Genomic DNA, 21571 nt, shown 5'->3' with positions numbered 1-21571 from the left:
GTCAATCGGCATTACCAAACCAAGGTGGGTGATATAAGGAAAACCTTGGTTTGTTATAGCACGCTTCTTCATAGTGGCAATCGGCGTTAAACAGCGCGCCTTCGTCTTCTTCGCTGGCATGACCTGTTTTTCCAACCGAATAAATTTCACTGCCGTCTTTACTCAGCTTCAGTGCTTCGCCACTGAACGGATCAATAGCTTCTATCTCCCCAAGGTGTTTTTTCACATCCTCAAGGCTTTTGGCTTTCCCGGAATGGTTTACGCGCGCGTGATTGGCCGCAAGAATCATTTTGTTTGCTTCAATCTGCAAACGGTTCAAACAGTGTCTTAATTGGTAGGTGTTGAAGGCGCCAGTATCCCTTGAGCGGTTAGCTAACCCTATAGCATTCGGTGTGATTAGGTCTGCTAGTGTGTATTCCGGTGAGGGCGGGCTGGTGTTCGTATCCGATATGTTTTGACACCCATTCAGCGCTAACTCTTTTACTGAAAATAAATATTTGGCGTACGCTGAGATTTCGGTGTTTCTGTGATAGTAAAAGTTAGGAAAGGTTGCAAACAAAAAATTTACTGTATTTTCAATAAGGGGTAAATCTTCCCGACCAAAGCTGTTGCTGATAACCGTGCTATCATTAAATTCGTCTTCTTCAGGAGCAAAGAATATCCGCCAGCGTTCCATCAGCGTATCTTTGTGTACGTTGAGGATTAGATTTTCAGAATAGAGATATTCTCCAGCCGCTATTTGACTATAATGATGATCGGCATTGTTCGAAAGTTCATCAAGAATATTTAAAGCACTTTGATAGGTATGTCGAGGAATTTCCAGTTCCTGAAATAACTTCGCTTGCCATGATAGTGCAGTTTGTTGGATTCGTTCGCCTACCATGAAAGATATTAATGAATGACTGGCCTCTGTTTTCATCAGTTGGCCGAATTTAATGGCAGCATTCGATTCCGCTATTGCTTCTGCGGTTTCATTGTCCCTCGCGTGTTGCATCGATTTGAGGACCAAGAGCTTTCCAATATCGATGAGTTCCATGTAGTCGATATTTATTATGAGGCTTGAGTAGTCAAGATTGAGGTCAAAGTGTTTGGCATGAGACGCGGTAATGGCTAGGTCGATAGTTTTTTTCTGACGCTTTAGCAAGTCTTTTACCCATTGGTCATCCCATAGGTTTTCAATAAATTGTCGACTTGGCTGCACATTACTTTTAAGCAAAAGATCATCATCCCATTTGACGGGCCAATGTTCTTCATCTAAATGTCGCTGTAGTTTTTCCTTCTCACACGAACTTGAAAAGGTTTCATAATCTTCATCTTGAGTAAACGCAATATACTGAAAGCCATTCTCTGACTCAGGAACTCGCTCTACAAGTGCGGATAAACCCTGATCGTCAATGGTTTTATCGTCTTGAGAGCCAAAATAAATAAAAATGCTGAGTAGCAAAAAGAGGGTGACGAGGGAATAGATTGCGTTCCTTGCCATTGATCAATCTCCATAACACCTCAAAAGTGGGCCGCTAGAGTATCCAAGTCAATAGCTGTGATCAAGTGTGCCTGACAGAAATGCGATACTAGTCCACCAGGCGCATTAAGCACTCTTGCGCGGCGGCGGCAACCAGTGTGCCATCCTCGCGATAAATCTTACCGAAGTTCAGGCCTCTGGCACCGCCTGTGCGGGGGCTGTCCAATTCATAATAGTGCCACTGACTGGCGTCGATTTGGCCGTAAAACCACAGGGCGTGGTCCAGGCTGGCGCTTTGCAATTTAGGGTTGTAATAAGAGATGCCGTGGGGCAGGAGTGAGGTGTCCAGCAAATAGCTGTCGGACATATACGACAGTAATGCTTGATTGAGAATAGGGTCGTCCACTTTGCCACTGGCTCGCATCCACACCCCAACTCGTGCTGGCATGGGTTCAGGTTTGAGGTGGTCGAAGGGATTGGTACTGCGGTATTCAATTTCCAGTGTGCGCTTGTCGGGGTCTAAACCTTTCGCCTCACAATACTCGATTTGTCGCTCATGTTCGGTTTGCAAACCATCAAACCCCACATCAGCCTCAAATTCGCATTGCTGTTCTAAACCTTGCTCGGGTATTTGAAACGAGAGGGATGAAATCAAAATGGCTTTGCCAGCTTGTGATGCGGTAACCCGGCGTGTGCAGAAACCGCGACCATCGCGCACCAGCTCGACGTGGAAATCGATATCGATGTTGACCTGGCCAGGGCGAATAAAATAAGCGTGTTGAGAGTGGACTTCAAAATCGGAGCTAACGGTTTGATGAGCAGCATACAGTGCTTGCGCTAATACTTGGCCACCATAGACGCGGCCCCATGCGGTGGGCATATTATGCCCGCGAAAAAGCCTGTCTTCTTTCTGTTCCAGTTTCAGAACCTGCAACAGAGTTTTGAAGTCCTGCGCTTTTTTCTCCGCAAAGAGCTCGCTCATGGGTTTTCCTTTTCGCTAGGTAGCGAGATTCAAGGTGTGTTCAATATTCATTCAGCAACATTTATTCAATAATGCTGACCGCAATACGACGTAAGGCGGGATCAATACTTTCAACCTTAACTCTAAGGGATTGGCCCAGTTGATAAACAGTGTCACCGCGGACGAGTTTTAGGCGACGATGGTCGAGCTCCCAAGGGTTTTCTTTGTTTTGCAGGAGCGCAAAGCCTTCAATGCCCGTTTCATCAAAGCGTAAGCCAACGCCTTGGCCATTGACCAGGGCGATGCTGGCTTGATGTTCGCTACCGATTTTATCGGCCATGTATTGCACGTGCAGCCACTGCTCCATTTGACGCACGGCTTGGCGGCCCGCCATCAGCTGGGCCTGAATCCCCTCGACTTTTTCAGCATTGAGTGGTGCGGGTGCTTTGTCGTTTTGGATTGCCGCTTTTAACAGGAGGTGGTTGTAGTAGTCCTGATAGCGTCGAATAGGTGAGGTAATTGTGGCGTAGGCCTCAAGGCCGAGGCCAAGGTGCGGCGCCTTACCAATATGTAATTGACTGGCTTGCAACAGGCGCTTGCAGGTCAACAGCAGCTGTGGATCGGCTTCGTTCAGTGTTTGCATCAATTTGCGATAACCTTCCAGCGTTTCCAGCTTAAGCTCGGCAAGCGCTGGATGGTCTTCCTGCAACACTTCGATAAGGGTTTTGAGTTTGTCTTCTTTGATTCCCGCATGATGGGAGAAAAGGGCATCGATGCCTTTGTCGGTAAAAAACTCGGCAGCGCAGATATTACAAGCCAACATGGCTTCTTCGACCATCAAATGCGCTTCGCTTTTCTCGCGCTTATGGATAGTCGCGATTTTACCTTGCTCATTGAGTTCAAGGTCGTAGTCGGCTTTGTCTTCCATCACCAAAGCATTGGCTAAACGGTAAGCTTGGCGCTTTTGTGCCAGTTCCTGCAGTGCTTTCAGGCTGTTGGATTGCTCAGGGCTCAGTTCCAATTCAGCGCCAGCTAACCAGGCGCTCACATTCTCATAGCTCAGCTTTTGCTGGGATTGAATATTGCAGAGTTCAAAGTTGTGCGTGGTAATCGCTCCGCTACCGTCCACTTTGATATGGCACAGCAGGGCGGGGCGTGATTCCCCTGCAAGCAATGAATAACGGTTTTGAGACAGGCTGGGAGGCAGCATATGGCGGCTCTGACCAGGCAAATACACCGTTTGGGCACGATTAAGTGCAGCTTGACCCAGAGCTGAGTCGGGGGCCACTTCAATGCTTGGGTCCGCAATGGCAACACTCAGGGTAAAGCCGTCACCCTCACGGCTAACGGCAATGGCATCGTCCATGTCCAGCGTGCTTTCTGAATCGATGGTCACGAAGGGCAGTACGCTGCTGTCTGGGTAACTGGGCAATGCTGCCGAGGCCAGCTCATCAGCCTGTTCCTGAGCGCCTTTGCCCAACTTGCCCGGAAGCATATGCTTGCTGGCCATATACAGACCTTCGATACCCGCTGTCTGCTCATTGCCAAGGCGTTCCAGCACCTTAACTTGGGCTTTTCCATCTTTGTGGAACGGGTGTTGGCTGATTCGACAGCGCAATAAGTCGCCGGCCTTCAACCCTTTACGCTGGTTGGGCGGAATAAATAACCAACGGTTGAACTGGGGGAGGTCCGGCTGGACAAAGTGACCCTGGCCACGAATAACGTAATGGCCAACAAAGTCTTTCAATGGGCTTTCAATCAGCTTTTCCAGTTCGGCCTGGGGTTTGCCGCCTTTGCCTTCAACAACATTGATGCGGACTCGATCTCCGGGAAAGAGACGGTTCATATCGTTAGGCGTGATAAATGCTTCACGACCGTCATCCAGACTGGCAAAACCAAATTTGCCGTTACTGCCGCGAACTGTGCCTTTGGCGATGTCTTTTGTCGCGCGAATATCTTTCTTCAGTTGGCTCAACTGGGTGAGCGCATCATTGTTTAGCATGTAAGGCCCTTATAACGAGGGAAGTGTGAACTAAAAAGGGCGAGATTATATCAGCTCCTGCGCGTTTGGTGAGCTTGTCTTGGCACCTAAAAACGTGACCGATTGTCCGTTCCATAGATCGATTCTCCATTAATGCTTTTGTGAGCGAATCAGGCCGTTATATCCCCAGGTATATTTTGGTGCATAGACATGCACCACTTTTTAACCGAAAAGCGCAATTTGCTCAAAAAGTGGGCGCTTTTGGGGTGGTTTGTTGCAATTTTAGTCAAGTCCATGCGGATCGTAAGGATTGGGCTCAAAGCCACGCACCATAAGGGGGCTGGTTTTTGCGAGTCGCTTAGCTACTCTTTTTTAATAGGTTTCCGAAAAAATTACTAAACCTTTTGTACTAAGTTGTCGATGTAACAAGTGGCGCCTAATTATTCTTTGGCGGCCGAGTGACCAAGCACAATCAGACAGATCGAGAATTGACACATGAAAGTAAGAACCAGGGTTTCGTTATTCGCTTTGGCCCTCTCTCTGCTACCGCTGCTCGCAGTTACCGTAGTATTGGGGTGGTTTTCATACTCCTCAGCGCAAGAAGCGCTGAATAAACAACTTGAAAGTAAGTTGGTCTCACGCCGGGAAGCGAAAAAAACTGAACTGGAATCCTATTTTCAGACGGTCAATGACCAACTCCTCAGTCAGGCCCAGAGTAATATGCTGGTGTCTGCGGCCAGTGACTTCAGTCAGGCATTTGCTGAACAGAGTTTTGCCCCAAGTGGGGATTTTGACTCTGGCGCCCTGGCGTCATTTACGCCAGAGGCGAGGGAGTCTCTGGATGGCTATTATCGAAACGACTACGGCAGTCGTTATTCAGAGAAAAATACCGGGCAAAAAGTCGATGTTGATGCCATCGTGGACTCATTGGGTGAGCGCGCGAAGTGGTTTCAGTATTACTACATCAGTGACAATGAAGAAGCCTTAGGTGAAAAGGACAATATGCTGGCTTCCTCTCTGGGGGGCAGCTATGACCAGGTCCATGAAAACTATCACTTGGCTATTCAGGCTTTTCTGAAGCGCTTTGGCTTTTACGATATTTTCATTGTTGATCCCAATACGGGTGATGTTGTGTATTCCGTATACAAAGAACTGGACTACGCGACGAATCTCGAGTCGGGCCCATACCGTAATTCGGGCCTTGCCGATGCTTATCGTGCGGCTAAAGACTTGGGGGACAGTCGAGAGGTCGCAGTGGTCGACTTCAAGCCCTATATGCCAAGTTACAACGACAATGCGGCCTTTGCGGCGACCCCCATTCTGAATAACGATGGAGCCCAGGTTGGTATCCTGATTTATCAGATGGCGCTGGATCGCATCAATCAACTGATGACCTTAAACCAGGAATGGGAAAAGCAGGGCTATGGTGAATCTGCCGAACTGTATCTGGTGGGGCATGATCAGCATATGCGTTCTGACAGTCGAGTCTTCGTCGAGAACCCTACTGATTTCAAACAGTGGGGCTACAACAGCAGTTTCGGCAAAGCCGCGACGGATACGGTTCTTGCGAAGGGGACAACCATAGGTGCGGTGCCTGTGAATACTGAGGCTGGTCAAGGCATCTCCGCAGGCCGTACCGGTGTTTCCCATTACAGCAACTACATGGGACAACTCGTTATTGGTGCCTATGCACCGTTGGAAATTAACGGTTTGAAATGGGGTATTGTGGCGGAAATTTATGAAGGTGAAGCCTTTGGCCCAGTTCAATCCCTGGGACAATTGATCGCTATCTATGGTGGTCTGACCTTTGTCGCTGTATTGGTCATCGCTATTGCGGTTGGTCTGTGGTTCGCGCACAGCTTATCTCGTCCGATCTCCTACCTGAGTGAGCGGGTTTCTGAAATCTCAGAGAACAATGATCTGACGCGGGTTCTCACCGAAAGCGGCGACGAAGAAGTGATTCAAGCGGCCAGCAGCGTGAATGCTCTGATACGCCGCCTGCGCGAAAACTTCCTTCAGATTACGTCATCATCCACACAGTTGGCTCAAAGTGCGGATGGTATGTCTGACTTGATGAACACCAATCTGCAGGAAATTGATTCGCAAAACCGAGAGTGTATGAAAGTGGCACAATCGGCGACTCAACTGGAGCAAGCTGCCCATGAGGTGGCCCGTAATGCCAGCGAAACAGCGGTGCAAACTCGTGAAGCGAATACCATTTCCACTCGGTTGGCGGAAATGGTGGAACGTTCCGTTGCTTCGACTCAATCGGTGGCCGGAGAGATTGGCAGTGCCAATGAGGCGATGGAAACCCTGGCGGAGCGCACCAGTGATATTGGTTCGGTTTTGGACGTGATTCAGGAGATTGCTGAACAAACCAATTTACTGGCATTGAACGCCGCTATTGAAGCGGCACGAGCGGGAGAGCAGGGGCGTGGGTTTGCGGTAGTTGCTGACGAAGTGCGCAATCTGGCGCGTCGAACCCAAGACGCGACAGGGGAAATTTCTTCCATGATCGAAGGCCTCCAAACCGATTCCGGTGTTGCGGTGAACGCTATGCGCTCGGGCTTGGAGAAGGTGAAATCCAACGTGGCCGAAGCCGAGTCTTCAAAAGAAGCGCTCTCGGAAACCATGGACATTATGCGTAAGATTTCCCTGATGAACGAGCAGGTGGCCACGGCGGCTGAAGAGCAGACGGAAGTGATTAAAGAAATTACCGGCAGTACGCAGGATTTAAGTAATCTCTCAGACAGCAGTACAGAACGCAGTCACGAACTCGACAGCATCAGTACACAGCTGAGTGATTTGGCGGGTAATTTAAAAACCATGGTATCGGCTTATAAGGTCAACTGATTTGGCCTGTGGAACCCGGTATGCCTACCGGGTTCCAGTTTTCCTTTTCTTTAACGTTCTTTTCCTACGGTATCCCTTTCTCTTTCTTTTTCTCTTCTGCTGCATCTTACCTCGTGTTGCCTAAAGGACGGCGGTTTCTCGGAGAGTCTAAACACGACATAAGCTGTGTTTGATATTGCATAAAGTCTTACAGACAGTGATTTTCATTGGGCTTATAATCGGGTCCTTTATGAGCCATCACATTATGTGGCGGCGTATAACAATAAGAAGAGCCCTGAACAATGAATGTGAGTTTGATTCCTGCGGATGCCCATTTTGCCGTTGCTGCGGCTTTGTTCGCGATTGCCCTGTTTGGATTTTGGGCCGAGAAACAAGCTTGGGGACGAGTACTGACCGGGGCCGTTTGGGTATTGCTGACGGCGATACTCGTGTCGAATGTTGGCATTATTCCCAAGTCCGCAGATTTCTATGGTCTGGTGTTTAGCTATTTTGTACCGGTGTTGATTCCCTTATTTTTATTGCGTGCGGATGTTCGCAAAATTATTGCGGAGTCCGGTCGGGTAGGTTTGGGCTTTTTACTGGCGGCGATGGGCAGCGCTATTGGCGCAATGGTTGGTGTTCATTTATTGGATCTTGGCGCAAAAGAAGCGGAGCTTGGCGGTATCTTTACAGCGACCTATGTGGGGGGCTCGGTGAATTATGCCGCACTGATTCAGGCTACGGGGTTTGATGATGCGAATGTGATATCGGCAGCCACTGCGGTGGACAGTTTGATGAGTGCCTTGTTTCTGGCGGTGATCGCCATCATGCCTGCATCAAGCTGGTTGATGGGGCGTTTTGCCCAACGCGATCACAGCCAGGCTGAACCTGGTGCACCAACTGAATCGCTTGACGACAGTGATGAGCCTGGAATATCCGCTTTTTCATTGTGTGCGGCGCTGGTATTCAGTATTTCTGTTGTGGCCTTATCCGATGCATTGATTTTGTTGTTGCAGAGCTTATGGGATGGCAGCGATTTCAAACCGCTGCGCTACATCTTCATCACTTTATTGTCTGTGTTACCCGCAACCTTCGCTCCTAAAACGATGCAGTCACTGCGTGGCGGTGAAGAAATAGGCTTAATTTTGGCCTTTGTGTTTTTTGCTGCCATTTGTGCGGGCGCAGATGTCTTTGCCTTGCTCGGGACTGCACCCATTTTGCTTGCTTTTGTGGTGATTCTGTTGCTGATTCACGGTGCTGTGGTGTTCATCGGTGCCTGGTGTATTAATAAGGGCCTACGTGTTGTCGGTGGACGAGGCGATGCTGCTCAACTGTCTTTGCCAGAATTAATCATTGCTTCGAACGCCGCGATACTCGGGGCGACAACGGCGCCAGCTTTGGCGATGGCTCGAGGTTGGCCGGCCTTGGTGACTCCCGGTATTTTAGTGGGGGTGGCTGGTTATATTATTGGTACACCACTGGGTATCTTGGTCGTGACCCTGTTATCCCGTTAATCTTTTTTGTATCGACTTTACCGCCGCTGTTCCGCAGATTCGCTGGCATAAAAAAGCCCCGGTGGGTTTCGGGGCTTTTGTGTTCTTCGCTTGTACCTTGATGAACGTGGGAGGCCAACGTTCTGAAGGGCGTAAACTTGGAAGACTTAATACTGAGAGGCGGGCAGGTGAACCACCAGGCCATCCATGTCTTCAGTCACCACGAGCTGGCAACTTAAACGACTGTTGTCTTTGGGCTCAACTACAGCTTCCAGTAGATCTTGCTCGGCACTTTCTATCGCGGGCATTTTGTCTTGCCAGGCGGCATCGACGTAGCAGTGGCAGGTCGCGCAGGCACAAGCACCGCCACATTCGGCCAGTATGCCATCGATCATGTTGTCTATCGCACCTTGCATGACATTGCTGCCGACTTCGACTTCGGCTTCAAACTGGTTGCCACTGGCGTCGACATAATTAATTAAAGGCATGGGTTTCCTCTTCAGTATTGGCTAATCATTCACGTCTATTGGTATTCGCCCTTTTATCAAACGGCAGGGCTTAAACCGGCTGTAGCCTAAGCCAACAGCGATTTTAAATCAAAGTCTGGGTCGCAAACGTGTCCAGGACTGGGATTGATGCCCTTGGTGAGCAACTGTTTGGCCTGCATGAATTCCTTGGCTTGATTGATACAGTCGGCGGCTAAAAGTTGATCACCTTTGAAATACCAGACACTGAAGGAGCGACTGTTTTTATCACCACGGACAAGCACGGTATCGTACCCCATATTAAAGCCAGCAATTTGCAATTTGATATCGTATTGATCTGACCAGAACCAAGGGTGGCTGTGGTTGTCAATTTGTTTACCGCAAATGCTGGCGGCCGCAGTTTTGGCTTGCTCGGTGGCATTGGGCACGCTTTCGAGTCGTACACGGCTGCCAATTAGGGCGTGTGGGTAAGAGCTGCAATCACCGGCGGCAACAATGTCGGGATCACTGCTTTGAGCGTAAGCGTCAACAGCGATACCGTTATCAATGTCTAATCCGGCGGCTTCGGCCAGCTCAGTATTTGGCACAATACCAGCGCCGATAATCACGACATCGGCATCGAGAATTTCACCGTTGCTGCATTGAACGGCATTGACCTTGCCATCACCGAGAATGGCGTCAACACCCATGCCGGTTTGAATATTGACTCCGGCTTCAGAATGAACACGATGGTAAAAGTCGGAAATAACAGGAGCGGTAACGCGTTGGAGGATACGGTCCATCATTTCCAGCACGGTGACATTGACACCCAGTTTATTTAAGGCGGCGGCGGTCTCCAGACCGATATACCCCCCGCCGATGATTACCACTCTGGCAGAGGATGGGTCGCCTTTCAAATCACCTCGAATACCTTCGATATCGGCAACGGTTCGTAAATAATGTACGCCGTTGAGTTCAACGCCGGGCAGGGGAATTTGACGCGGGCGAGAACCTGTGCAGAGTGCCAGCTTTTCGTATTCCAGCGTATCGCCGTTGTCGAGCTGAATGGTTTTCTGCGCTCGATCAATATGCTTTACCCGTTGCCCTAAGATAAACTCCGCATCAATTTTATCGTAAGCGGCCAATGGGCGAATGAGTATTTGATCTAATGTCTTTTCGCCGCTGAGGAAGGTTTTGGATAAGGGCGGTCGATGATACGGCGCGTGAGGCTCATCACCGATGATGATGATACGACCTTCCCATCCTTCCTGGCGTAGGCTGGGGGCGAGTTGGGCGGCAGCGTGGGATGCACCGATAATAATACAGTTGCCTTGCATATGTTCTTTAGGACCTTAGCTCAATCGGAAGGGTGACTACCCGCTCGGGGCAGTCACAGTGTAGGTTAAGCCACCGAGCATTGGCAGTGACAAATTCCAGCAAAAGTGTTAACCGTCAGTACCTGAGCGTTGTTGGTTATGAAAGCGCTGACGGTACGCCCGTGGCGTTAATCCGGTTTTACGTTGAAACAATCGGCTGAAGGAGCTGAGATCTGTGTAGCCGACTTGCAGCATGACACTTTCCACGGGCAGGCCGCTGTTTTCCAACATGCGCTTGGCGGTATCAATCCGCAGGTTCTGCAAGTATCGGTTGGGTGTTTCATCCAATACCTGTTTAAATCGGCGAATCAAGGTACGGGTGCTCACGGCCAGCTCATCGGCCAACTGATTCAGTGAAAAACGCTCTTTCATATTCCGTTGCAACCAGGCTTGGGCTTTACTCACGAGTGGGTCGTTATGCTCAAGCTGGTTTTCCAGGGTCAGGAAAGCCGTTTGTTCCACTTCATTGGTATTGAGCAGGGTGGCCTTGGCACACTGATTGGCGATGCTCTTACCCATAAAGCGTTCGATTAAACGCAGCGTCATGAGCTGTTCGGAATTTGCGGCGGCACCGGTCATTACGCGCTGGTGTTCCACATAAAGCTGACGGATGTTCAATTCGATATTCGGGTAACGTTGGCGGAATTTTTTCTCCAACCACCAGCTGGTGGTTGCCGTGCCGCCGTTGAGCAGGCCTGTCTCAGCAATCACAAAGCTGCTGGTGCAGTGGCCCATAATGGTTTTGCCCTTGCCGTGCTGGACTCTCAGCCAGTCGACCAAAGGAGCCATTTGTTTTAGTTTGCGAGCAAAGAGCAGTTCGCCTTCGTAAAAGAGCGATGGAACGACAATGACCTGGCAGTCGTCCGCGAGGCTGTAATCCCCATCGACATTGAAACTCAGTCCACCGATAGAGGTTACGCCCTGGCCGTCAGCTGACAGCACCTTGGTGGCGAATTGTCCTTCAGTATCCCCGTGTTGTTTGCGCCAGTAAGCATTGGCGATATGCAGGTTGTCCTGCACTTTGGCGAGGCTTGATGTGTAGCAACCGTCGTAAGCAATCAGAGCAATATTTGGCATGGCTGTTTCTGCTGTCTATTGGTTATTTTTGCCAGAGTGGGCATTGTAACCACTCTGATTCCCGGTGTGTTGGTCATTATTGGCCAGTAACTTGTCCGTCATGGACACAAGAAAGTTCGCATAGTCATCGGTGCTGGTATCGTTCTGTTTATACTTCCAGGATTTCAAATACCAGTCTTGAATCAAGGCAAGCAGGGCGGAAGCAGTAAGTTCAGTATTGCTGCACTGCATTTCCCCGGCACTAATGCCTTCCTCAATCAGTTCCTTCAGTTTGGCGGTATCCACTAAATCAAACAGCTTGGCTTGATCGCGTTGTTGTCGAGCCATGGATTTCGATTCCATATACACGAAGCGATACCAGGGTCGGAACAAGCTTCCCATATAGATATAGATACGCAGGCGTGTCGCCAGTCTTTGCCGTGGGCTGCCATTTTCGAGATTCAGTGAATAGGCCAGGGGAGCCAGGCGCTGACTGAGAAAGTCATTGACCATTTGCGCGAGCTTGTCCTTGCTGCGGATATAGTTGTACAGGCCGCCCATACTGATGCCGGTTGCCTGGCTCAGATCCCGGAGGCTCATCGCATCGAATCCGCCTTTACTGGCGAGTTCGAAGGTGGCGTCGAAAATGGTTTTCAGGTTTTTGATGGCAGCGCTTTCGCGTTTCACCTTAATGTCTTCACGAAACGCATTGAAAAATTCGCAGTAAACCGAATCACGACAGACCGGAAGGCAATGCTTAAAGCTACTAAAGCATTGTTCTTGAGGCCAATTGGTCTGTGTGCTGCTGTTACTCATTATCAATGTGTCTCTTCTATTAGGGCTAGCGCCTTGGATTGGCCGTTACATGCGGCTCTTTTGGGTCACTCTTTGTCCTGAATCGACCTCAGCTCATACGGCTGAAAGTGCAAATAAGGACAGTTTCTGCGCCGTGGCTGCCGAAACTTGACCAAAGTTTTCACAAGTCTTGACTGAAACCTCACTATCTAGGATAAATAGCGAACGCTCGCTCTTTTTTAAGAACCATAACCAATTTGTGCGGCGCCCGCAACGGTCAATCCCTTGCAGTCGGTCGCCACAGCAGCGAGCATTTTTCAATTCATTCACAACGAGGCTCAGTATGTCCACGCCCATCAATACCGCCATTACCCTTAAACAACGCCCTAATGGCGAGGTTCGCGACGAAGATTTTGAGGTCAGGCAAAACGCCTTGCCCGAGTTGCAGGAAGGTGAATTCCTCATTGAAAACAAATACTTATCCTTAGACCCCTATATGCGTCCTCGAATGAACGATATGGAAGGTTATATGGACCCTGTGGGTATTGGTGAAGTGATGGTAGGTGAGGCGGTCGGTGAAGTGATCGCATCAAAAACCGAGGCTTATCAAGTCGGCGATGTGGTCACGGCGTATACCGGATGGCAAACCCATTACATTGCTAAAGCCGATGAACCGATGATTTACAAGGTGGATGCGAAGGGGTTACCCCTGTCGGTTTTCCTGGGGGCAGCTGGTATGCCTGGACGCACCGGCTACTTTGGTTTGACCGAAGTAGGCAAGCCGAAAGAGGGCGAAACCTTGGTGGTGTCGGCTGCTTCAGGTGCGGTGGGTTCTCTCGTGGGTCAGGTTGCTAAATCCATGGGGTTGCGCGTGGTGGGCGTCGCAGGTGGCGAAGAGAAGTGTCGGTACGTCACCGAAGGACTGGGCTTTGATGCTTGCGTGGATTATAAAGCAGACAATCTGGATGCCGATTTGAGTGCAGCCTGCCCGAATGGTATCGATATTTATTTTGAAAATGTCGGTGGAGCAGTAACCCGTGCGGTAGCGAAGCTCTTGAATAAAGGTTCACGTGTGCCGGTTTGTGGTTATGTATCGGCCTATAACTCTGAAGATATTGCAAAGGTTGAAACGCCTTTCCACGTTTTTGGCGCGATGCCAGAGCCACCGGAGCACCGCTTCTTTCTGGTAACAGAATGGCAGGAACAGCATGGCGAGGCTACGGCTTTATTGGCCAATAAAATCAAGGCGGGTGACATTCAATATCGCGAATCTGTGGCGGAAGGCATTGAGAATGCCATTGAGGCCTTCCGTGGGATGCTCAAAGGCAAAAATTTTGGTAAGCAGGTTGTTAAACTGACCTGATGTCGCAATAGCAATTAAAAGACAAATAACACGCATGGAGTGAATCATGAATATTGACTTTACCCAGGAAGAGCTGGACTTCCAACAGGAGGTGCGCCAGTTTTTTGCGGAGCACTATCCGAAAGATATTCAGGAAAAAGTAAAGAACAATATCCACCCGACGAAAGATGATTTTATTCGTTGGCAGAAAATATTGAACGACAAGGGTTGGCTAGCTGAAAACTGGCCGGTGGAATATGGTGGCACAGGTTGGACACCGACCCAAAAGTACATTGTTCAGCAGGAAAAAGCGCGCGCTCATGTATTAGGTACGATTCCATTCGGTGTGACGATGGTCGCTCCGGTCATTTACACCTACGGTAATGAAGAGCAAAAGAAGCGTTTTCTGCCCGATATTCTCGAATCCAATGTTTGGTGGTGTCAGGGTTATTCTGAGCCTGGCGCGGGTTCTGATCTGGCTGCCTTGAAAACCAGCGCCGTTCGCGATGGTGATGATTACGTCATCAACGGAACCAAAACCTGGACAACGTTAGGTCATTGGGCGGAGTGGATGTTTTGTCTGGTGCGCACAGATCCTGATGCACCAAAGAAGCAGCAGGGTATCAGCTTTATTCTGATTGATATGTCGAGCCCAGGTATTACCGTTTCTCCAATTTTAACTCTAGACGAAGAGCGTGAAGTAAACGAAGTTCACTTTGACAATGTGCGGGTTCCAGCGGTTAACCTGATCGGTGAAGAAAACAAAGGTTGGACCTACGCCAAGCTTCTTCTAACCCATGAACGCACTAGTATTGCCAATGTACAGAATTCCAAAGTGCGTTTGGAAAGTGTAAAGAGCCTAGCGAAAGAAACGCCTGCTCACGATGGTGAAGGTGCGCTGTGGGAAGACGAACTGTTCCGCACAAAAGTGGCCAATGTAGAACTGGATTTGACTGCGCTGGAGTACACGGAATTGCGAACACTTGCCGCTGTTGCTTCCGGAGGTGCGCCTGGACCGGAGTCGTCCATCCTTAAAATTAAGGGTACAGAGGTGATGCAGGCCATTGACGAGTTGTTTGTAGAGCTTGCCGGCTATCATGCTGTGCCGTTTACTCGTGCCCAATATCATGATGGTTTTGAGGGAGAGCGAATCGGTGACTGGTTCGAGACCAATACGGGCCCTCATTACTTCAATAACCGTAAACAGTCGATTTTTGGCGGCACCAACGAAATTCAAAAAGGCATTATTTGTAAGGCCGTGTTGGGTCTGTAAGGAGAAGAACATGGACTTTTCATTAAGCGAAGAACAACAGCTGTTAAAAGACAGCATCGAGAAATTCGTCAGCAGCGATTACGATTTCGAAGCGCGCCGGGATTTGGTTAACTCCGATTTGGGTTACAGCGAAGCGCACTGGAATATGTTTGCCGAACTTGGTTGGTTGGGCATGGGGTTCAGTGAAGAAGACGGCGGTTACGGTGGTAGCGCCAGTGATATCATGGTGATCATGCAAGCCTTTGGTAAAGGACTAGTGATTGAGCCCTTCCTGGCCAATTGCATACTCGCTGGTGGTGCGATATCTGAGTTGGCCTCCGCTTCGCAAAAGGACAGCTTATTGGCGTCGATTATTGGTGGCGAGCAACAAATGGCTTTGGCTTATGCGGAAAAGCAAGCGCGCTATAATATCGCAAATTGCTTGAGTCGTGCGGAGAAAAACGGCGACGGTTATGTCTTGAATGGTGCGAAGATCGCTGTGTTAAATGGCGGGAATGCCGATACCATTTTGGTGCTGGCGCGTACTTCTGGCGATCAGAATGACAAGGCCGGATTGTCCTTGTTCGCGGTGCCTTCAAATACAGAAGGTCTCGAGCGAGCCCGTTACACAACCGTAGACGGTTTTACGGGAGCCGACATCAAACTGAGCAATGTATCCTTGCCAGCAAGTGCCTTGGTTGGAGAAGAGGGCGCTGCGTTTGAAGCGTTGGAGCGGGTAATGGATCGAGCGTGTATTGCTGTCTGTGCTGAGGCTCTGGGCAATATGGAGACCTTGCTGATCAAGACGGTTGAATACAGTAAAACCCGTAAGCAGTTTGGTTTTACTCTGTCTTTCTTCCAGGCCTTGCAGCACCGCATGGCTGAAATGTTCATTGAATGTCAGCAGGCTCAGTCTATGTTATTGATGGCAGCGATGAAATTTGATGCCAGCGCAGAAGATGCCAGCACGGCGGTGTCTGCGGCCAAGGCACGTATTGGTCAAGCGGCGAAACGAGTCGGTCAGGAGGCCGTGCAATTACACGGTGGCATGGGGGTTACTGACGAGTTGGATGTCGGTCACTATTTCAAACGCCTAACAATCATTGATGCGCTGTTTGGTAATTCGGATTATCACTTGAAGCGCTACACCGCAGCGATGGGATAATTACCGAGTTAATCTCGATGTTGAAAACGGGGCTTAGGCCCCGTTTTTTGTGTACACTCAATTTCTGGCCAATGGCGTATTCCACATTCGGAGAAAACGATGAAATCGTTGAAAGCATGCTTTGTGATAGTCTCTCTCGTCTTCAGTTTTGCCGCGCGTGCAGAGTATTTTCATTCCAATGGTGTCGACATTTTTTACAGTGATTCGAAAGGGAAGGGCGAGCCTCTGGTGTTGATTCATGGATTTTCCATGGATTCCTCCATGTGGCATGACACGGATATCGCCACAAAGCTTGCAGGCAAATTTCGTGTCATCACGCTCGACTGTCGCGGACACGGTAAGAGCGGAAAGCCTGAAAATACGGCTGCCTATGGGCCGCAAGTGGGCTTGGATGTTATTAAGCTCCTCGACCATCTAGGTATTGAGCATGCGCATATGGCGGGATACTCCATGGGAGCTTTTGTCCTAGGCAGATTGTTGGTGACGCATCCTCACCGCCTACAAACAGCGGTGCTGGTTTCAGGCGGCTTTCCAAGTGATTCGGAAGAGGAGCTGGCCTTTCAGCAAGATGTGGCGAGAGATATGGAAGCCCATGGTGAAAAAGCCCTGGCGGCGGTCGCCCGAGCTTGGAAGGAAGATGCCGTCAGTGATGCCCAAATTGAACGCATTCAGGTCGCGGTTCAGGGAGTCTTCGGCAGTAAGGAAATAGATGAGCACTTTGATACGATAAAGACTAGGTTGGAGTTGCCGGAAAAGGCTCGTCCCGTCATTGTAATTCCTGGCGCTGATCACGACAGTCAAAACGCTGCCGTCTTACAGCCAGAGTTTATTGAGATTGTCAGCGCCTTCGCAGGTCGGACTTCATTGCACGTGCGTGACTGATCTGAAGTGATCATCGGGCGTAACGATCGAAATCTATGGTTTACATCTACAGGCGAAGCCTGCGGAAGTCTATGTGTTCAAGTGCTTAGGTGAAGGCACTTATTTTCCTATTTGTTTGACATCCATGTCATGACTTCTTCCGTCGTGTATCCCTGTGTCTGCCGTGTCGCCTCCTTGACGCGGTCCTTCGCTATCCAATCCTTTTTCCGTCGTCCCTTTTGGCCTTCCTGTCGCCTACGTAACGTTCCCTGTATTCCTTGCTCCTCGTCTTTCCCTGACTTTCCTATGAATCCTTGCGTGAACTGCTCCTTGTAAGTACCTTCACCTAAATACTCTGCTTCCGAATGTCCTGTTTTGTTCTCCCGTTACGTTCAATTTAAACCTTAAATCGACTGATCAGCCGGCTGGCTTGTTCAGTTAAAGCCTGGGTTTTGTGACTACTCTGTGTGGTTCTTTCGGAGCCTGCTGAGGTATTGGCAAGCTGCTGCTGGATATGATCGACTGAATCTTGAACGGAGAGAATAGTGTTGTTCTGCTCTTCGCTGGCTTTGGCTATGGCTTGGTTTTTTCCACTGATTTCACTGATGGCCGCTGTAATTCTTTCCAGAGATAACCCCGCACTGTTTGCGTTTTCCGCCGAAGCGATGGCCTGTTCTGCACTTTGAGTCATTGAACCAGCGGCTTTTTGTGCACCGTGTTGAAGTTTTTCAATCATCGATTGAATTTCTTGAGTCGAGTCTTGGGTTCTCTGCGCAAGCTGTCGAACCTCATCAGCAACGACAGCAAACCCTTTGCCTTGCTCTCCAGCTCGGGCCGATTCAATGGCCGCGTTCAATGCAAGCAAATTGGTCTGGTCGGCTATACCGCGAATGACATCAATGACAGACCCTATTTCATTGGTATTAGTGGCAAGCTCTGATACGGCATCGGCAGCCGCACGAATGTTCTGTGAAAGCAGTTGAATATCGTCGATTGACGTATTCACCACATTAATCGCCTGTTTGGCTTCTTCATTCGACTCCTGAGCATCGGTGGCTGCTGATTGTGCATCGCTGGCAATGGCTTGCACGGTGGGTACCAGGTGATCGATATCGGTGTGCAGTTTTCCCAACATTTGTTGTTGGTGGTGAACGGCTTGGTCAGTGTCCTGTGCTGTGTTACTCAGCTGCTGTGATGAATCACTGATGTCTCCGAAAGTGCTGTGTAATTCTTGAACCAAACCCTGAATATGATTGGCAAAAACATTGAAGGCTTGGGCAAGATCACTGATTTCGCTTTTTCCTCGATGGCTCAAACGTTGTGTCAGATCGCCTTCACCTTCACTGATGTCGGACATAGCCTGAGCTGCCTTTTTCAAAGGGTTGAGCACATGTTGCATGGTGAAGTAAAGAATGACAGCGACAATAGCCCATATAGAAAAACTGAATGCACTGGAGATATTTCTCCAAAGATGCGCTTCGGCTTTACTGCTTTCCAATGTCTCCGTTGTACGGCGATCCAATTCGCCAAAAAATTCTGTGACAGGTGCCATGATTCTATCGACTTCACGGTGGTAGTTGTCATCAAATAGAATTCGGCTGGCAAAGGAGCGCACTGACTCGCCGTCACCCGCCAGAAAGGGGCCTTGTGCAATGAGGTTCTGTTCGATGGAATCCATGGCCTGAGTTTCAGTGGCAATCAAGTCATTGGAAAACTGCCCGGCTCGTGCGAGAAGATCCAGTTCTGTTCTGGTAAACCCCAGTGATTTCATCAGCTCGGTTTGGGCAATAGGTTCACCGGGCTTCAGTTCATGATGTACAGTTTCAGGCCTTGGCGTTTTTCCTGAGCGCCAGTCTACAATTTCCCAATAGGCATCTTTGTATCGATCTTCGCCGGTGACAACATAGCTTCTGCCCAAACGAGTGAGGTCTTGGGAGGTTTGGCGAAATTCATCCGCCAGTTGAAAGGAGAGATAACGGAGTTGTGCTTCCTCGGCGAGTTGCAGTTCCTTGTTCTCAGCAAACTTCAACGCAAAGAGGTTGAGGAGCAGTATGAGCATTGCCAAGATTGACAGAATGCTGAGTTTCACTCGAATAGACATAACAAGTCCGTTTGTTTTTTAGCCAACTGTGTCAATAAGTATCGGGATAGGTGAAAGAATGTTTAGTCAACAATAGGATTAATTGTCGTTTAAGTCGCCTGTATCACTAGAAATAGGGGAGTGTCTTTGTCAAAGACTATGAGATTGCTTGTGACTAATAGTGTGGGCTTAATACAAGTGGCTTGAATTTGGCATGAGTAGACAAAAACTTGTTCGAAAAAGTTATATCTGTCCTCAAGAGTTTGAGAGAAGGTGGGTAAAAGCGTAGACAAATAGGGCGGAAAGAAAGCACCGTGATCAATTAAAAATTTGGAAGCCGTTAAGTGAATTAGACTTTCCGGTTTACGACGCTTAATGTGCTTGACGTATCACCATTCAATCTACAGGAGAAGATTCTCGTCAATGGTAAAAAATTCACTGGCCGAATCGATTAGGCTATCCGCTGTCAGCGCGGGTACACCATAGACATCGGCTTTGACTGCGTGCTTACGCTTAATGTTTTCGAGCAGTAAATCAAAGTCCCCATCGCCCGAAAGAAGAATAACTCGGTCGACGTGTTCCGCAGCTTCAAGGACGTCAATAGTAATACCAACATCCCAATCGCCTTTGGCTGAACCGTCCGCGCGGCTGATAAAAGGTTTGAGTTTTACGGTGAAGCCGATGTGTTTCAGGGCATTTTGAAATTTAAGTTGCCCTTCATCGCCACGATGAGTGGCGTACGCATTCGCGTGCACAATATCGCATTCTGAAGCGACACATTGCCAGAACTTTCGATAATTGAATTGACGCTGATAGGCCTGACGACAGGTGTAGTAAATATTTTGGACATCGACAAAAATGGCGGCCTTCATTATCTCTACACCTGTGACATATTAAGATCTTGCGCGGTTTACATTACCTGAGCGCGGTTTTCGAGCTTGAGTGCTTCCATTGCTTTTGGTGTTGTCGGACCTATTGGTTGAAGAGGAGCGTTTTGGTTTGGCCCAAACATTATTCGAACGATCGCTCTTGGCGCCCTCATTGCTTTTGGGCTTGCTCTGCTTTCCTGAAGCGGGCCGTTTGCGAGCCGCTTCATGATTTCCTTCGCTTTTTTTCCGGTTCGCGCCGTTACCGCTTTGTGGTTTTCTCTTTCCTGATTTTGTTTGGTTATTGGCTTCCTGCTTGGGAGCCTTAGGCTTTTTAGGCTTCTTTGGTTTGGCCGGCTTATCGCTTAAGCGTGTTTCAGCTAGGGCAATGCTCGGTTCGAAACCTTCTTGAAGTTTTCTTGGCAACAAGGTTTTGGTCAGGTTTTCAATGTCGTTCAGCAACTTAATTTCTTCAGAACATACCAGAGAAATAGCTTGACCCGTAGCACCAGCACGGCCGGTGCGTCCAATTCTATGGACATAGTCTTCGGCGACATTGGGTAGATCAAAGTTGACTACTTGAGGCAGTTGTTCGATATCCAGGCCTCGCGCCGCAATATCCGTCGCTACCAGAGCACGAATTCGGCCTGTTTTAAAGTCGGCCAGTGCTTTTGTGCGAGCTCCCTGGCTTTTATTGCCATGGATTGCTGCGCTGCTGATGCCTCGCGCGGTCAGCTGCTTGCACAATCGATTTGCGCCGTGTTTGGTGCGAGAGAAGACCAGAACCTGCTGCCAATTATTATCGCTGATCAGCTTACTCAGCAACTTGGACTTCTGGTTTTTATCGACAGGGTAAATCCATTGTTCGACGGTGTTGGCAGTACTGTTAGCCGGCGTGACTGAGATTTCGACCGGTTGATGAACCAAGCCTTTTGCCAGAGCGCGAATGTCGTCAGAAAAAGTTGCTGAGAAGAGCAAATTTTGGCGCTTCTTGGGCAAGAGCTTCAAGATACGCTTGATGTCGTGAATAAAACCCATATCCAACATACGATCGGCTTCATCCAACACCAAAACTTCTAGCTGATCAAACGCAACGGCATTCTGATTGTATAGATCCAGCAGCCGTCCAGGAGTGGCGACGAGAATGTCTGCGCCTTTGCGCAGTTTTTGCATCTGCGGATTGATTTTCACTCCACCGTAAACGACGGTAGAACGTAAGGGCAGTTCACTGCTATAAGTTGCAACGCTGTCGCCAACCTGGGCAGCGAGTTCACGGGTTGGGGTTAAAACAAGAGCTCTGGCCTGATTGCTTCGGGCGCTTTCACCGTTTTTAAGGCGTTCCAGCAGAGGCAGGGTGAAGCCCGCCGTTTTACCCGTTCCTGTCTGGGCGGCCGCCATCACATCGCGGCCTTCTAATATTGCAGGAATAGACTGTGCTTGAATCGGAGAGGGCTCGCTATAGCCCTGTTTGGCTACAGCACTTAAAATCGGGGCACTCAGGCCCAGTGTGTCAAAACTCATATAACGTGAAACTCAATCATTGGCGCCAAATTTGGCAAGCGCGCAGCTTACAGGAAATGGCAGG

The 21571-nt window shown here is 49.2% G+C and carries 16 protein-coding genes; 6 read left to right on the top strand and 10 right to left on the bottom strand.

The features are described from left to right. Position 1: 1 nt before the first annotated feature. From ABWW03_RS10885 to ABWW03_RS10875, 3 genes are all read right to left on the bottom strand, one after another. Complete coding sequence (locus ABWW03_RS10885) at positions 2-1483, bottom strand: hypothetical protein (RefSeq protein ID WP_353408275.1); 1482 nt, start codon at positions 1481-1483, stop codon at positions 2-4. A gap of 88 nt (positions 1484-1571) precedes the next feature. After that, positions 1572-2444 carry an acyl-CoA thioesterase gene (locus ABWW03_RS10880; protein WP_353408273.1) on the bottom strand — a complete coding sequence of 291 codons (873 nt, stop codon included), beginning with the start codon at positions 2442-2444 and terminating at the stop codon, positions 1572-1574. Positions 2445-2505: 61 nt separating this feature from the next. Beyond that, complete coding sequence (locus ABWW03_RS10875) at positions 2506-4425, bottom strand: VacB/RNase II family 3'-5' exoribonuclease (protein ID WP_353408271.1); 1920 nt, start codon at positions 4423-4425, stop codon at positions 2506-2508. 474 nt (positions 4426-4899) lie between these two features. On the opposite strand from ABWW03_RS10875, the gene ABWW03_RS10870 reads away from it, so the two are divergent. Next, entirely contained in the window at positions 4900-7257 is a 2358-nt protein-coding gene (locus ABWW03_RS10870; RefSeq protein ID WP_353408269.1) for a methyl-accepting chemotaxis protein, read from the top strand. 281 nt (positions 7258-7538) lie between these two features. Further along, positions 7539-8750 (top strand): DUF819 domain-containing protein, encoded by a 1212-nt coding sequence (locus ABWW03_RS10865; protein ID WP_353408267.1) that lies wholly within the window; start codon positions 7539-7541, stop codon positions 8748-8750. Positions 8751-8896: 146 nt separating this feature from the next. Here the strand turns inward: ABWW03_RS10865 and ABWW03_RS10860 are convergent, their stop codons facing one another. From ABWW03_RS10860 to ABWW03_RS10845, 4 genes are all read right to left on the bottom strand, one after another. Beyond that, positions 8897-9217 carry a 2Fe-2S iron-sulfur cluster-binding protein gene (locus ABWW03_RS10860; RefSeq protein WP_353408265.1) on the bottom strand — a complete coding sequence of 107 codons (321 nt, stop codon included), beginning with the start codon at positions 9215-9217 and terminating at the stop codon, positions 8897-8899. 86 nt (positions 9218-9303) lie between these two features. Next, a complete protein-coding gene (locus ABWW03_RS10855) occupies positions 9304-10530 on the bottom strand; it encodes an NAD(P)/FAD-dependent oxidoreductase (protein WP_353408263.1) in 1227 nt (408 codons plus the stop codon). Positions 10531-10638: 108 nt separating this feature from the next. After that, on the bottom strand, positions 10639-11646 hold the full coding sequence (locus tag ABWW03_RS10850) for a GlxA family transcriptional regulator (protein WP_353408261.1): 1008 nt from the start codon (positions 11644-11646) through the stop codon (positions 10639-10641). A gap of 15 nt (positions 11647-11661) precedes the next feature. Next, a complete protein-coding gene (locus ABWW03_RS10845; RefSeq protein WP_353408259.1) occupies positions 11662-12441 on the bottom strand; it encodes a TetR/AcrR family transcriptional regulator in 780 nt (259 codons plus the stop codon). A gap of 322 nt (positions 12442-12763) precedes the next feature. Between ABWW03_RS10845 and ABWW03_RS10840 the strand changes: the two genes are divergently transcribed. The 4 genes from ABWW03_RS10840 (at position 12764) to ABWW03_RS10825 (ending at position 17061) form a co-directional block, all read left to right on the top strand. Beyond that, the gene (locus tag ABWW03_RS10840) at positions 12764-13783 is read left to right on the top strand and encodes an NADP-dependent oxidoreductase (RefSeq protein WP_353408257.1); all 1020 of its coding nucleotides are present in this window, start codon (positions 12764-12766) and stop codon (positions 13781-13783) included. Between the two features lie 46 nt (positions 13784-13829). Beyond that, positions 13830-15035 carry an acyl-CoA dehydrogenase family protein gene (locus tag ABWW03_RS10835; protein WP_353408255.1) on the top strand — a complete coding sequence of 402 codons (1206 nt, stop codon included), beginning with the start codon at positions 13830-13832 and terminating at the stop codon, positions 15033-15035. A 10-nt stretch (positions 15036-15045) separates the two neighbouring features. Further along, positions 15046-16179: an acyl-CoA dehydrogenase family protein gene (locus ABWW03_RS10830; protein ID WP_353408253.1), complete on the top strand. Its 1134-nt coding sequence runs from the start codon at positions 15046-15048 to the stop codon at positions 16177-16179. A 99-nt stretch (positions 16180-16278) separates the two neighbouring features. Further along, positions 16279-17061, top strand: a complete 783-nt coding sequence (locus ABWW03_RS10825) for an alpha/beta fold hydrolase (RefSeq protein WP_353408251.1) — start codon at positions 16279-16281, stop codon at positions 17059-17061. 376 nt (positions 17062-17437) lie between these two features. Here the strand turns inward: ABWW03_RS10825 and ABWW03_RS10820 are convergent, their stop codons facing one another. The 3 genes from ABWW03_RS10820 to ABWW03_RS10810 form a co-directional block, all read right to left on the bottom strand. Then, entirely contained in the window at positions 17438-19141 is a 1704-nt protein-coding gene (locus ABWW03_RS10820; RefSeq protein ID WP_353408249.1) for a methyl-accepting chemotaxis protein, read from the bottom strand. Positions 19142-19521: 380 nt separating this feature from the next. After that, on the bottom strand, positions 19522-19992 hold the full coding sequence (locus ABWW03_RS10815) for an NYN domain-containing protein (RefSeq protein ID WP_353408247.1): 471 nt from the start codon (positions 19990-19992) through the stop codon (positions 19522-19524). A 21-nt stretch (positions 19993-20013) separates the two neighbouring features. Further along, positions 20014-21507, bottom strand: a complete 1494-nt coding sequence (locus ABWW03_RS10810) for a DEAD/DEAH box helicase (RefSeq protein ID WP_353408245.1) — start codon at positions 21505-21507, stop codon at positions 20014-20016. Positions 21508-21571: the final 64 nt, after the last annotated feature.

This window comes from Pseudoteredinibacter isoporae (genome assembly GCF_040372805.1).
Lineage (GTDB): Bacteria > Pseudomonadota > Gammaproteobacteria > Pseudomonadales > Cellvibrionaceae > Pseudoteredinibacter > Pseudoteredinibacter isoporae_A.
This window is presented reverse-complemented; position numbering and strand designations above follow the sequence as displayed.